The organism is Streptomyces marinisediminis, assembly GCF_026262575.1.
GTDB classification, from domain to species: domain Bacteria; phylum Actinomycetota; class Actinomycetes; order Streptomycetales; family Streptomycetaceae; genus Streptomyces; species Streptomyces marinisediminis.
Window position 1 is genome coordinate 1 of record NZ_JAPKFL010000028.1, and the last position, 13,124, is coordinate 13,124.

A 13,124-nucleotide genomic window follows, 5' to 3' on the forward strand; every position below is an offset into this window, starting at 1 on the left:
GTGCGGCGAATCCCAGATTCCTGGTTCGACCAGTGCGCCCCGGGCGGCCTCATGGTCGTGCCGATCAAGGGAACTCTAGCCGGGGGAATGCTAACCCGGCTCAAGAAATTGCCAGATGGCACCGCAGTTGGTCACATCCTGCACACACCCGCGGCATTCATGCCGCTTCTCTCCGGCGAAAATCCACCGCTGGAAGCCCCGGAACCAGTGAGCCAAGATATCCGAGAATCGAAGCTTTCCGGCAGTGTGCTGGACGATTGGACCTTTTCTTTCTTCGCTCAGCTTCACATGGACCCGAGCACGGTCCGTGAGTACCGCCGGGAGAAGGACGGCACACACGTCACAACACTATTCGACGTTCGGGACGGCTCCTTTGCCCGCGTGGCCGACGAACCGGAAGGAGCCGGCGTACAGGTCCAGGTGTCAGGCCCCCGAGACCTGTGGGCACCCATCGAGAGAGCCCACGAGACGTGGCTGGCCCTCAACAGGCCCCGCCGTGAATGGTTCACCGTTACCGCCAGTCCGGACGGTCAGGCCGTCGCGTACACAGATCCGAGCGGCAGGGTGCGTCAGTGGGCTCTGTGACGCACTGGCGCAGTCGAGTTCCTGCGGTCAGAACAGATGGTCCTGCCTGCGCGCCACGGGGAGGCGCGCAGGGGACGGGCTGTCAGATTCCGTAGACAGGGATCGGCGGCTGTCCGATCGAGTCCGCCGTGCGGATGGTCGCGCATCCCTTGGTTCGTCTGTTCCAGAACCGTGTGACGCTTCCCCTTCTGGCCGCCGATCGAGCAGGAGGGACGGGTCGCCCGTCCCTCCTGCTCGAATGCGCAGGCCAGTGGGTGTCGCAGCCCGGCAGCCGCCCGGGCTTTTCTCGGCATGACGCCCGGGGACGGCCCTGACCGGGCCGCGGCGAGCGGAAACCGCGGGTGCCGCTCCGGGCCTTCGCGACAGCCTTCTGACCTACGGAGATCCCGCTAGGGAAGGTTCCGGGCCATGACGATGCGCTGGACCTGGTTGGTGCCCTCGTAGATCTGGGTGATCTTCGCGTCGCGCATCATGCGCTCCAGCGGGTAGTCGCGGGTGTAGCCGTACCCGCCCAGGAGCTGGACCGCGTCCGTGGTGATCTCCATCGCCGCGTCCGAGGCGTAGCACTTGGCGGCGGCGCCGAAGAAGGTGAGGTCCTCGCCCTTGCCGTCGCCGCCCAGGGCGACGCGTTCGGAGCGGGCGGCGGCGGCGTAGGTGAGCTGGCGCGCGGCCTCCAGCTTCATCGCCATGTCGGCCAGCATGAACTGCACGCCCTGGAAGTCGCCGATGGGCTTGCCGAACTGCTTGCGCTCCCGGACGTAGCCCTTGGCGTAGTCCAGCGCGCCCTGCGCGACGCCGAGGGCCTGCGCGGCGATGGTGATGCGGGTGTGGTCCAGCGTCTGCATGGCGGTGGCGAAGCCGGTGCCCTCCGCGCCGATCATGCGGTCGGCCGGGATGCGGACGTTGTCGAGGTAGACCTCGCGGGTGGGCGAGCCCTTGATGCCGAGCTTCTTCTCCGGGGCCCCGAAGGAGACGCCCTCGTCGTCCTTCTCCACCACGAAGGCGGAGACGCCGCCGCGGGTCTTCTTCTCCGGGTCGGTGACGGCCATCACGGTGTAGTAGTCGGAGACGCCGGCGTTGGTGATCCAGCGCTTGACGCCGTTGAGCACCCAGTGGTCGCCGTCGCGCACGGCGCGCGTCTTCATGCCGCCGGCGTCCGAGCCCGCGTCCGGCTCGGACAGGCAGTAGGAGAACATCGCCTCGCCCTTGGCCAGCGGCGCGAGGTACTTCTTCTTCAGCTCCTCGGAGCCGGAGAGGATGACCGGCAGCGAACCCAGCTTGTTGACGGCCGGGATGAGCGAGGAGGAGCAGCACACGCGGGCCACTTCCTCGATGACGACGCAGGTGGCCAGCGCGTCGGCGCCGGCGCCGCCGTAGGACTCGGGGACGTGCACGGCGTGCAGGTCGTTGGCGACGAGGGCGTCCAGCGCCTCCTGCGGGAAGCGGGCCTCCTCGTCGACCGCCGCGGCGAAGGGGGCGATCTTCGCCTCGGCGAGCGAGCGCACCGAGTCGCGGAGCATCTCGTGCTCCTCGGACGGCCGGTACAGGTCGAAATCAGCGGCTCCCGCCACGGTGGCTCACTCCTTCGGGGAGGGTGGGTGCTAACTACTGTTAAGTAACCCAATTCTAAAGCTCAGCGGCGGTCCAGGGATAGGTGAGCTTGCCGACAGGGGCAGGCGCGCGGCGGCCGGCGGCGTGCGGCCACCGGGGCGGCGCGGCGATATGCTCGGTCAGCGTCCCGTCCGCGCCCCCAGGAGTACCCCCCATGGCCAGCACCGCCCCCAGGATCACCGTGATCGGCACCGGCTATCTCGGTGCCACGCATGCCGCCGCCATGGCGGAACTGGGCTTCGAGGTGCTGGGCCTGGACGTGGTGCCGGAGAAGGTGGAGCTGCTGTCGCAGGGCCGGGCGGCGATGTTCGAGCCGGGGCTGGACGAGCTGCTGGCGCGGCACGTGACGGGCGTGTCCGGTGCCACGGGGCGGCTGCGCTTCACCACCTCCTACGCGGAGGCCGCCGAGTTCGGCGACGTCCACTTCGTGTGCGTGAACACCCCGCAGCGGCACGGCGAGTACGCGTGCGACATGAGCCACGTCGACGCCGTGATCGAGTCGCTGGCGCCGCTGCTGACGCGTCCGGCGCTGGTGGTGGGCAAGTCGACGGTGCCGGTGGGCAGCGCGGACCGGCTGGCCGCCCGGGTGCGCGAGCTGGCCCCGGTGGGCCGGGACGCGGAGCTGGCCTGGAACCCGGAGTTCCTGCGCGAAGGCTTCGCGGTCAAGGACACCCTGCACCCCGACCGCATCGTCGTCGGCGTCCGCTCCCAGCGCGCCGAGGACCTGCTGCGCGAGGTGTACGCGCGGCCGGTGGCCGAGGGCTCGCCGTTCCTCGTCACCGACTTCCCCACCGCCGAGCTGGTGAAGACGGCCGCGAACTCCTTCCTCGCCACGAAGATCTCCTTCATCAACGCCATGGCCGAGGTGTGCGAGGCGGCCGACGGCGACGTGGTGAAGCTGGCCGAGGCGATGGGGCACGACGAGCGGATCGGGAAGAAGTACCTGCGCGCCGGGATCGGCTTCGGCGGCGGCTGTCTGCCCAAGGACATCCGCGCCTTCATGGCCCGCGCCGGCGAGCTGGGCGCCTCGCAGGCGCTGACGTTCCTGCGCGAAGTCGACTCGATCAACATGCGCCGCCGCGGCCACATGGTCGAGCTGGCCCGGGACGCCGTCGGCGGCACGCTGCTGGGCAAGCGCGTCGCGGTGCTCGGCGCCACCTTCAAGCCCGACTCCGACGACGTGCGCGACTCCCCCGCGCTCAACGTCGCGGGGCAGCTCCACCTCCAGGGCGCGCAGGTCACCGTCTACGACCCCAAGGGCATGGACAACGCCCGCGCCCTGTTCCCCACCCTCGGCTACGCCCCCACCGCGCTGGAGGCGGTGCGCGGGGCCGACGTCGTGCTGCACCTCACCGAGTGGCGCGAGTTCCGCGAGCTGGACCCCGAGCGGCTGGCCGACGAGGTGGCCGAGCGGCACATCCTCGACGGCCGCAACGCCCTCGACCCGGCCGTGTGGCGCAAGGCTGGCTGGACCTTCCGCGCGCTCGGCCGCCCCACCGCCTGACCTGACGACTCCCAGGAGGACGCCATGGCCCTCGTGCAGATGGACGTGACCGCGATCGACTGCCCCGACCCGCGGGCCCTGGCCGCCTTCTACGGCGCCGTGCTCGGCTGGGAGACGGACCCGGCGCGCGAGGACACCGACTGGGTGGAACTCGTCGGCCCCACCGAGGGCCACCGGCTCGCCTTCCAGCGGGCGGACGACTACCAGCCGCCGCGCTGGCCCGGCGCCGGGCACGGCCAGCAGATGCACCTGGACCTCAAGGTGCCCCGGGACCGCATGGACGAGGCGGAGCAGCAGGTCCTGGCGCTGGGCGCGCGGCTGCTCCAGGGCGACGACGACGGCCGCCGAAGCTGGCGCGTCTACGCCGACCCGGTCGGCCACCCCTTCTGCCTCTGCGCCTGCTGACCCGCCCACCCGGCACGCGCCCCCGGGCAACCGCCGCTCGACGGCGTGGGCGTGGTCAGAAGGTGGTCACGAGGCGCACGGCGCGCCAGCCCCGACCCGCCGCCGCTGGCCGGAGCCGGGACGTCCACGGACCCACATCGGCGCCGGGCGGTAGAGGGCCGGGCAGGTCATGGTGGCGGAGCCTGCCGGCCCGGGGGACGAGCGTCGAGTGTCCGCGCTGGGGGCCGGTCCGTGGACTTCCTCCTTGGCGAAGGCCGAGCGGGGTGGCGGGCAGGCCTCAGGGCACATCCGGGTCCCGTGCGCGACCCGCGTGCGTCCACGGGTTCCGGGGGCGGGCGACCCCGGAGGTGACTGTGCGGCGTGTGCCGCCTCCGCCGTGATTCGCCGCCCGGCGAGTGGGGGAGAGATCCAGTGGGGAGGGGATGTGTTCTTCACGGTGCTGAAGCGTTCGGCGTACGGCGTGGCCGGGACGGTCTTCCTGGTGGTGGGGCTGTCGGTCGCCGCGGTGGCGGTGACGCTCGTGCCGAGGATCGGGGACGAGCCCCGGGAGTTCGACCGCCGGACGGAGGCCGTGGTGGCCGGGATCGTCCGGACGAACACCGGTGGGCCGAACGGAGGCCACACGCACGTGAGGGTGTCGTACGAAGCCGACGGCAGGCAGACCACCGCCAGACTCCGGGGCGGGAACGGCCAGGGGCTGCGCACCGGGGACAGGGTGGAGGTCTTCTACCGTTCCGGCGAACCCACGCGTGTCGCCACGAAGGCGTACGCCGGGAAGGGGCCGCCCGGGACCGGGCCCATGATCGCGGTCATGGCCGGTGTCCTGGTCATGAGCACGGCCGCCCTCATCGTGTGCTGGCACTTCTTCACCGCCGCGACGGGCAGGCGGCGCTCCCTCCTCTCGGCGTGAGACCGAGGCGCCGTCAAGTGTGAACGGGGCTCGTGGTCTCTCGTCGGCTTTCTCCACGACAGCGCGGAGTGAGGACGTAGACAGGGTGGGCGAAGCCTCCGAGGCGCGGGGGCGGCCCCTGGGGTCCGGGACGGCTCGGCAGCCGTTCCGGCCACACCGAGAACGTGTACACGCAGTCCGCGTCCGGCGCGACGACGGACAGCGGGAACCCGGCCTTGAGGTGCGCCCGTGCCGCGCGGTCCTCGACCGGATCGGACTCCGCGCCCCAGGCCCGCAGCTCGGTGGGCGCGTCGGACAGCGGTACGGCCTCCTCGCGCACGGTGCACCGCGCCCACCGGGAACGGGCGGGGTCGGGGTCGATCCGCTCCGCGATCCACGACGCCTGAGCGCGTATCCACCGCAACGCCAGGACGGGCGAGATCGTCCGGTAGGTACCGAGCACGTACCCGGTGGCCGTGTCCATGCCGTACACCGGCCCTTCCGCACGCACCTCCGCCCAGTAGGCCATCGGGTCCCCTCGCCCGCTCACACCGGACCGCCGCGCCACCTGGCCCACGGACGTTCGACCACCTCGGCGTAGCCGGTGTGCTCGGGGTGCGCGCGCAGGTGGCCGGACACCCACGCCCGGGCCGCGCCCGGGTCCTCGCTCAGTGGCGACCGCGCGGCGCACTCGGTGTCGTCGTCCTCCGGCACGCGGCACCGGAACGCGTACCGGAGCGGCGGCGCGTCGTCGTCCTGGTCGAGCCGCAGCGTCCACTCCACGAACCGGAACACACGACGCCGCGCGGAACTCACAGCACCTCACCCCGGCTCCGTGCGTTCGCCCGGGCCACCTCGGCGCTCAGGCGCTCTATCGGGTCAGCCCGGCATACCCGCGCGGGGTCCGCCAACCATCCCGCGCCACCAGTGGCGGAACGGAGCAACCAATACGGACCGGCAACTCCGCGAAACTCACCCACGGAGTCCGTTTCGGCGTCGTACACCAGCTCCCGAAATCGCGGTGTGAAGTCGCCCATCGATCAGCCCTTTCCTGGCACCTGTCCTTCGTGCTGAGACAACTGCTGGGGCGGGTGGACGAGTAGCGTTACTCGGCTGGCACACCCTGGCACTTGGCGCGACCGCTGGGAAACGCCGTGGGGATGAGCGACCGTAGGACGCAGACGCGAGGAAAGGGCGCGAGGATGAGCGGTCGTGAGGTTCGGAGGAATCAGCGGCTAGCCGATGTGTTCGAGCGATCGGGGCTGACGCAGGGGGATTTAGCACGCCGGGTCGCGGCGAGGGCGCGTCTTCGCGGGCTCCGTCATGTGAATCCCGATGCGACCAACGTGCGCCGATGGTTGCAGGGAGGCAAGCCACGAGACCCTCTGCCCAAGATCATCGCTGACGTCTTCTCGGATGCTTTCGGTCGCCGCGTGACCACGTACGACCTTGGCTTCGGTACGTCACCCGACCTTGACCGGCCGCTGACCTACAGCCCATCGTTCCAGGAGACGGTCGAGTCGGTGACCGAGCTAGGGAGAGCGGACATGGACCGCAGGAAGTTTCTCGCCGCGTCGCCGTTCGTGGCGGCGGCAGGGGTCGGCCCGTCGCGTGACTGGTTGCTGAACACTCTCGACCAGGCGCCCGAACCCGGCCCCCGGGTCAGGTTGGAAGACGTGACGAGCGTCCGCAACATGTTCGGTACGTTCCAGGAGATGGACGTGATGCAGGGCGGCGGGTCGGGGCGCCTGGTGCTGACCGAGTACATGAACCAGCACGTCTACCCCCTGCTCCGCCGCACGCACTCGGACACGGTTCGCCGACCCCTGTGCGGTGCGGTCGCGGAACAGACCTACCTGCTGGGCTGGATGGCGTTCGACAACGGCGAGCACGGGACGGCTCAGCGCTACCTGATCCAAGCGCTGCGGCTCGCGGAGGAGTCGGAGGACGTGGCGCTCGGAGCGCACGTCCTCGCGGGAATGGCGGACCAGGCGACGCTGCTGGGCAACCCGAGTGAGGGTCGGCGACTCGCGCAGGCGGGGCGGCAGGGACTCGGAAAGGGCGACTCGCCCGCCTGTCTGGCCGACCTGTGGGCGTTGGAGGCCCGGGCGCTCGCGGTGCTCGGCGACAAGAGCGCCACCGCCTCGGCCGTCGACAAGTCGGAAGCCGCGTACGCGCGGGTGGTGCGCGAAGACGAACCCGAATGGGCGAAGTTCATCGACGGCGCGTACCTCCATGGCGAGCACGCGAACGCCTTTCGCGACGTGGGGCAAGCCGAGCGCAGCGCGGAGCACGCGCGGCGGTCCATCGAGTGCGCCCGAGCCCAAGGGCGCGCCCGGCGCGGAGCCATGTCGCACGCCGCGCTCGCCGTCTCCCACCTCCAGCGGCGGGACCTCGAAGCGGCACACGCGGCGGGTGTCCGGACGCTGGAACTCGCCCGCCAGGTCAAGTCGTCCCGGTGTATCGACGCCGTGCAGGACGTGCGGCGCCGTATGGTCCCCTTCGGCCGGCACCCTCTGGTGGCGGACTACAACGAGCGCGTCCGCCGGCTCGTGACCGCCGCGTAGGCAGGCACACCGCTCACGACGAAGCCCCGCCACGGCCCCGGCCCGGAAACCCCGGCTGGGTGAGTGAACCGCGGCGGAGGCCCGGACGCCACCGGGCGCCAGCCCGATGACGCGGGCGCTGCCGACGACGCCCGACGGCAAAGGCGTCGGAGCGGGGAGTTCCGGGGGCCGGCCCCGTACGGTCCGGTGCGCGGAGGGACGCAAGGGCGCCCCACCGGGCGGGGAGTGGGAGGCCGCGCCGCCGGGTGGGGTGGGGTCAGCCGTCGCCCTGGACGGTGACCTTCTCGTCCTGGCGGAGCTGCTCCATCAGGGGTTCGACGCGGGACATGTCCCACTTGATCGCGCTCTGCCCGTTCGGCGCCGTGAAGTTGCCCTCGACCGGCATGTTCATCTGGGTGCCGTCGCCTCCGGAGAGGCCCTTCATGGCCCAGAACATCGACAGCAGGTCGAACAGGCCCATCTCCGTGTCGACGATCAGCGCGTCCAGCCCGGCGCCCATCGCGGGGTAGAGCCGGAAGGGGTTGAGCAGCGTGCCGGGCGTCGCGGTCTCGTTCGCGAGCGCGGCGAGGAACTTCTGCTGGTTCTTCGTGCGCCCCAGGTCCCCGCCCTCGACGTTGTAGCGGTTGCGGACGAACGCCAGGGAGTCGGCGCCGTCCAGCTCGTGGCAGCCCTTGGCGAAGTCGGCGCCGGAGTTCTTGTCCTTGACCGGCTCGTCGAAGCACATCTCGACGCCGCCGAGCGCGTCGACCAGCTCGGCGAAGCCGCCGAAGCCGATCTCGGCGTAGTGGTCGATGCGCAGTCCGGTGTTGTACTCGATCGTGCGGGCCAGCAGTTCCGGGCCCTCGGCGGAGAAGGCGAAGTTCAGCTTCTGCTGCTGGGCGGGTATGCGGTTGCCGGATTCGGAGCCGGTGAACTCCGGGATGGTGACCCAGGAGTCGCGGGGCAGGCTGATCAGCGAGTTCCCGTTGTCCCCGACGTGCAGGATCATCATCGAGTCGGTGCGCTTGCCCTCGGCGGAGCCGGTGTGCAGCCGGTCCCTGTCCTCGGCGCTGAGCCCCTCGCGGCTGTCGGAGCCGACGATGAGGTAGTTCGTGCCCTCCCCCGGCTCGGGGCGGTCTTCCATGGAGGCGAGGTCGACCTCGCGGCGCAGCTTGGAGTCGGCCCAGAAGTAGGTGCCCGCGGAGACGACGAGCAGGACGGCGACGAGGGTGATCAGGGCCGCCTTCACGCGCCGCCCCCGGCTCGGCCGGGGCCCGGGTGCGCCCGCGCCGCCCCGGCGGCCGCCGCCGGAGCCGCCGTAGACCTGCCCCTGGCTGTAGGGGTTGGTGTGCGCGCCGTAGCCGGGCGGCGCGGCGGGCGGCGGGGCCGCGTCGTGGCGGCCGCCCTGCTGCGGGGGCACCCGTGTGCCGTCGCGGGGGTCCGCGCGGCGGACCGTCGGCATGACGCGGGCGCCTTCCGGACGCTCGCCGGTGGCGCCGCGCCCGTAGCGGTCGCGGCCGCGGTCCTCGGTCCACCCCTGGGGCCAGTCGTTCATGCTGGCAGTGTGCCCCCTTCCGCGCCCGCGCGGCACCGCCCCGTACAGAACAGGGGTCGCTTTGTAGCGAACTCGCAGCACGCCCCGGTGCCCGGCCGCCCCACCGGGCGCACGGCTTACGCTGGGCGCATGACCGACCCCGTCACCGCCGCCGCCCAGAGCGAGCTCCCGGGCAAGCCCACCTCCGCCTCCCGGACCACGCTGTCGCACATCATGACGCACAGTGACACCAACCTGCTCGGCACCGTGCACGGCGGGGTGATCATGAAGTTGGTGGACGACGCCGCGGGGGCCGTCGCGGGCCGCCACTCCGAGGGGCCCGCGGTGACGGCGTCGATGGACGAGATGGTCTTCCTCGAACCCGTCAGGATCGGCGACCTGGTCCACGTGAAAGCGCAGGTCAACTGGACGGGGCGGACGTCGATGGAGGTCGGCGTGCGGGTCCTTGCCGAGCGCTGGAACGAGTCGACGCCCGCCACCCAGGTCGGCACCGCCTACCTGGTGTTCGCCGCCGTCGACTCCGAGGGCAGGCCGCGCGCGGTGCCGCCGGTGCTGCCGCACACCGAGCGGGACCGGCGGCGCTACCAGGAGGCGCAGATCCGCCGCACGCACCGGCTGGCCCGGCGCCGCGCCATCCGCGAGCTGCGCGAGAAGCGCACCGCCGAGGGCCTGCTCGACGACTGACGGCCGGCGGCGGACGCGGCGGCGCGGCCGACGGCGGCGCCGGAGCGCGGCGGCGGGGCCTGCGGCCTCAGGGGCACACGATCTCGTCGCCGGTGCGCGGCCCGTCCTCGCCCGCGTCGCCCTGTGCCCCCGGCCGCACCGGGGTGACCTCGGTGAAGTCGGCGCCCAGCGTGACGCGCATGACCGGGCCCCGCCCCTCGGCGGGCACCAGCTCCGCCCCGGGCAGCGCCGCGGCCAGCGACCGCGCGGAGCGGTCCCAGCGGGGGTCGTAGGCGATCGTCGTCCGCTCGACGTCGCGGGTGGCCGCGTTGCCGGGGACGCCGGTGGTGGCGAACCCGGTGGCGCGCAGGGCGCGCTCGGCCCGGTGGCCCAGCCCGGCGCTCCGCGTGCCGTTGTCGACCTGCACGCGGACGTCGCGCGGCGGCACCTCCACCGGCACCGCGCGCCGCTTCGGTGGCGTGTCCGGCTCGCGCTCGGCCAGCGGGCGGTCCGCGCGCAGGTCGGCGAAGAGCGCGTCGGCCTCCGCCTCGTCCCACAGCACCGTCTCGCCGACGCCGGGCACCCGGTGGCCGGAGGCGGCGACGGGGACCGTGGTGAACTCGGTCGCGGCCGGGCCGAGGCCGCGCAGCGCCGTGCCGAGGGCGAGCAGCTCCTCGGGGCCGAGGCCGTGGTCGGCGCGCACCGAGCCGAGCGCGGCGGAGGTGACCTCGCGGAGCGTCGCCGGGTTCAGCAGCACGCCGCTGCTGGTGGCCCGGTCGACGACGGACGCGACGAACCGCTGCTGGCGCCGCATGCGTCCGAGGTCGGCCGAGCCGTCCACGGAGCGGGCCCGCACGTAGGCGAGGGCCTGGGCGCCGTCGAGCACGCTCGTCCCGGCCGGGAGGTCCAGCCCCGCGCGGCGGTCCTTGAGCGGCTCGACCGTGCACACCGGGACGCCGCCGAGCGCGTCGACGGTGCGCATGAAGCTGGCGAAGTCGACCTCCAGGTAGTGGTGGACGTGGACGCCGGTCAGCCGCTCGACGGTCTCCACGGTCAGCCGCGGGCCCCCGTGGGCGTACGCGGCGTTGAGCTTGATCCGCTCGGTGCCGTGCCGCGTGCCGCTCTCGGCGTCCACGTGCGGCGGGATCGTCGTCCGGGTGTCGCGCGGCAGGCTCACCACGGAGGCGCGGTCGCGGCGCTCGGAGAGGTGGACGAGCATCATCGTGTCGGTGCAGCGGCACGGGTCGCCGCCCAGGCGGTGGTCCGACCGCTGGGCGTCGGTGAGCCCCTCCCGGTGGTCGACGCCCACCACCAGGAAGTTCAGCCCGCGCCCCGCGGCGGGGCGGTGGTCGAGGTCGGCGAAGGGCTCCACCCGGCCGATGTCCCGGGCGAAGCCGCTCACCACGACGTGGCCGAACCCGCTGACCGCCAGGACCGCGCCGGCCGTCAGCGCGCTGATCCGCAGGCCCCACCGGCCGCCGCGGCGGCCGGATCGGCCGGGTCGGCCGGGACTGCGCGGTCGGGCGTGACGTGGCGTGGGTGGCGTTGCGGGCACTGCGGCACCTCTGCGCGGGGTCGGGGGTACCCGGCACCCTAGGTCCGCCCGGGCGCCGCTCCCGGCTGCCGTGCGGAGGCGTCCCCCGTACGCGGTAACGTGACCGGGTGACCTCCGCAGCACCCGGCCCGGCCGTCCCCGCGCCCCCCGTGTCCGTGATCATGCCCGTGCTGAACGAGGAGCGCCACCTGCGCGAGTCGGTGCGGCACATCCTCGCGCAGCGGTACCCGGGCGAGCTGGAGGTCGTCATCGCCCTCGGCCCGTCGGCGGACCGCACGGACGAGATCGCCGCCGAGCTGGTGTCCGAGGACGCGCGGGTGCGCACCGTGCCCAACCCGACCGGGCGCACCCCCGCCGGGCTGAACGCCGCGATCCGCGCCTCGCGCCACCCCGTCGTCGTCCGGGTGGACGGGCACGGCATGCTCTCCCCGGACTACATCGCCACGGCCGTCCGGCTGCTGGACGAGCAGGAGGCGGCCAACGTCGGCGGCATCATGCACGCGGAGGGCGAGAACGACTGGGAGCGCGCGGTCGCCGCCGCGATGACCTCCAGGATCGGCGTCGGCAACGCGGCCTTCCACACCGGCGGCGCCGCCGGGGAGGCCGAGACGGTGTACCTGGGCGTGTTCCGGCGCTCGGTGCTGGAGGAGCTGGGCGGCTACAACGAGGAGTTCGTGCGCGCCCAGGACTGGGAGCTGAACTACCGCATCCGCGCGGCCGGGGGCCGGATCTGGTTCTCCCCGGAGCTGCTGGTCTCCTACCGGCCCCGGCCCTCCGTGCGGGCGCTGGCCAGGCAGTACCGCAACTACGGCCGCTGGCGCCACGTCGTCGCCCGCTACCACCCCGGCTCGATCAACCTCCGCTACCTCGCCCCGCCGACGGCGGTGCTGGCCATCGCCGCCGGCACGCTCCTCGGCGTCCTCCTCACCCCCTGGGCGCTGCTCGTGCCGGGCGGCTACCTGGCCGCGGTCACCGCGGGCTCGGTGCCCGCCGGGCGGGGGCTGCCGCCGGGGGCCCGCGTGCGCATCCCGCTGGCCCTGGCCACGATGCACATGTCCTGGGGCTGGGGCTACCTCACCAGCCCGCGTTCCCTGGCCCGCTGGGTCATCGCCTCCCGCCACGCACCCGCCGACGCGGCGCGCGCGGCCGACGGGAGCGGGCGGGCCTGATCAGCCGCCGACCATCGGCGGGTCCTGCGGGGCGCCGTCGCCCGGCGGCAGGTCGCCGCGCTCGACGGGGGCGGGGGTGTCGGTCAGCGGCGGGAGGAGCGCGTCGAGCTCGGTGGGCGTCGCCTGGTGGGCGGACTCGGCGGCGGAGCGCAGGGTCTCGCGGTCGGTGGCGGACGCCGCGCTGACCCGGACCACGCGGCCCTCCTCGGCGCGCGCGTACTCGTGGGCGCCCTGCGCGGTGCGGTAGAGCAGGTCGCCGTCCTCCTCGCAGGTCACCGTGCCGGTGCCGCCCTCGATGCCGGGCCGCTCGCAGGTCAGCTCGCCGCGCACCACGGTGAGCTGGAACATCGCCCCGGCACCGGCGGAGGCGTAGTGGGCGCTGAAGCCGTCGTCCCCGTAGACGCCCACGGACTGCTCGGCCAGCTCGTAGCCGTCCGCCTCGGTGAGATAGACGTGCGCGAGGTCGGTCTGCATGATCTCGGCCCGGCGTTCCAGCTCGGCGGAGTCGGGCGCCGCAGCGGGGCTCTCCGTGCCGCAGGCGACGAGCGCGAGCGGCAGCAACAGCACGGGCAGTCGTCTCAGCTTGGTCATGTCACCATCATCCACGGCGCGCCCCGGGCCGCGGGCCGGGGGGACGCCGGG

Annotated in this window: 14 protein-coding genes; 7 read left to right on the forward strand and 7 right to left on the reverse strand. The window is 73.1% G+C overall.

Translation table 11 applies throughout. The annotated features are described in order from the left end of the window. Nucleotides 1–585 (forward strand): methyltransferase domain-containing protein (locus OSB71_RS20135; protein ID WP_502362183.1); only part of this gene is annotated, 585 nt, incomplete at its 5' end. Nucleotides 586–974: 389 nt separating this feature from the next. On the opposite strand, the gene OSB71_RS20140 is transcribed toward OSB71_RS20135, so the two are convergent. Further along, nucleotides 975–2,156 (reverse strand): acyl-CoA dehydrogenase family protein, encoded by a 1,182-nt coding sequence (locus OSB71_RS20140; protein WP_265949992.1) that lies wholly within the window; start codon nt 2,154–2,156, stop codon nt 975–977. Between the two features lie 194 nt (nt 2,157–2,350). Here OSB71_RS20140 and OSB71_RS20145 point away from each other — a divergent pair, with 194 nt between their 5' ends. The 3 genes from OSB71_RS20145 to OSB71_RS20155 all read left to right on the forward strand — a co-directional run bounded on the left by OSB71_RS20145 (nt 2,351) and on the right by OSB71_RS20155 (nt 5,015). After that, the gene (locus OSB71_RS20145) at nt 2,351–3,700 is read left to right on the forward strand and encodes a UDP-glucose dehydrogenase family protein (RefSeq protein ID WP_265949994.1); all 1,350 of its coding nucleotides are present in this window, start codon (nt 2,351–2,353) and stop codon (nt 3,698–3,700) included. 24 nt (nt 3,701–3,724) lie between these two features. After that, nucleotides 3,725–4,105, forward strand: a complete 381-nt coding sequence (locus OSB71_RS20150; RefSeq protein ID WP_265949996.1) for a VOC family protein — start codon at nt 3,725–3,727, stop codon at nt 4,103–4,105. A gap of 424 nt (nt 4,106–4,529) precedes the next feature. Then, a complete protein-coding gene (locus OSB71_RS20155) occupies nt 4,530–5,015 on the forward strand; it encodes a DUF3592 domain-containing protein (RefSeq protein WP_265949997.1) in 486 nt (161 codons plus the stop codon). A 13-nt stretch (nt 5,016–5,028) separates the two neighbouring features. On the opposite strand, the gene OSB71_RS20160 is transcribed toward OSB71_RS20155, so the two are convergent. Genes OSB71_RS20160 through OSB71_RS20170 form a run of 3 tightly spaced genes read right to left on the reverse strand, consistent with a single transcriptional unit; the run spans nt 5,029 to nt 6,031 of the window. Continuing rightward, on the reverse strand, nt 5,029–5,523 hold the full coding sequence (locus OSB71_RS20160; RefSeq protein ID WP_265949998.1) for a hypothetical protein: 495 nt from the start codon (nt 5,521–5,523) through the stop codon (nt 5,029–5,031). 17 nt (nt 5,524–5,540) lie between these two features. Beyond that, nucleotides 5,541–5,810: a DUF7848 domain-containing protein gene (locus tag OSB71_RS20165; protein ID WP_265950000.1), complete on the reverse strand. Its 270-nt coding sequence runs from the start codon at nt 5,808–5,810 to the stop codon at nt 5,541–5,543. Then, a complete protein-coding gene (locus OSB71_RS20170) occupies nt 5,807–6,031 on the reverse strand; it encodes a hypothetical protein (protein ID WP_265950001.1) in 225 nt (74 codons plus the stop codon). The genes OSB71_RS20165 and OSB71_RS20170 overlap by 4 nt, the downstream gene beginning before the upstream one ends. A gap of 165 nt (nt 6,032–6,196) precedes the next feature. Between OSB71_RS20170 and OSB71_RS20175 the strand changes: the two genes are divergently transcribed. Further along, nucleotides 6,197–7,561, forward strand: coding sequence for an NsdA family TPR-like regulatory protein (locus tag OSB71_RS20175; protein ID WP_265950003.1), 1,365 nt, complete (start codon nt 6,197–6,199; stop codon nt 7,559–7,561). 256 nt (nt 7,562–7,817) lie between these two features. On the opposite strand, the gene OSB71_RS20180 is transcribed toward OSB71_RS20175, so the two are convergent. After that, nucleotides 7,818–9,095 (reverse strand): LCP family protein, encoded by a 1,278-nt coding sequence (locus tag OSB71_RS20180; protein WP_265950004.1) that lies wholly within the window; start codon nt 9,093–9,095, stop codon nt 7,818–7,820. 129 nt (nt 9,096–9,224) lie between these two features. Between OSB71_RS20180 and OSB71_RS20185 the strand changes: the two genes are divergently transcribed. Beyond that, nucleotides 9,225–9,779 carry an acyl-CoA thioesterase gene (locus tag OSB71_RS20185; RefSeq protein WP_265950006.1) on the forward strand — a complete coding sequence of 185 codons (555 nt, stop codon included), beginning with the start codon at nt 9,225–9,227 and terminating at the stop codon, nt 9,777–9,779. A gap of 67 nt (nt 9,780–9,846) precedes the next feature. Here the strand turns inward: OSB71_RS20185 and OSB71_RS20190 are convergent, their stop codons facing one another. Further along, nucleotides 9,847–11,313 (reverse strand): LCP family protein, encoded by a 1,467-nt coding sequence (locus tag OSB71_RS20190; RefSeq protein ID WP_265950007.1) that lies wholly within the window; start codon nt 11,311–11,313, stop codon nt 9,847–9,849. 107 nt (nt 11,314–11,420) lie between these two features. Here OSB71_RS20190 and OSB71_RS20195 point away from each other — a divergent pair, with 107 nt between their 5' ends. Beyond that, a complete protein-coding gene (locus tag OSB71_RS20195) occupies nt 11,421–12,482 on the forward strand; it encodes a glycosyltransferase family 2 protein (protein WP_265950009.1) in 1,062 nt (353 codons plus the stop codon). Here the strand turns inward: OSB71_RS20195 and OSB71_RS20200 are convergent, their stop codons facing one another. Then, nucleotides 12,483–13,073, reverse strand: a complete 591-nt coding sequence (locus OSB71_RS20200) for a hypothetical protein (RefSeq protein ID WP_265950010.1) — start codon at nt 13,071–13,073, stop codon at nt 12,483–12,485. Between the last annotated feature and the right edge of the window lie 51 nt (nt 13,074–13,124).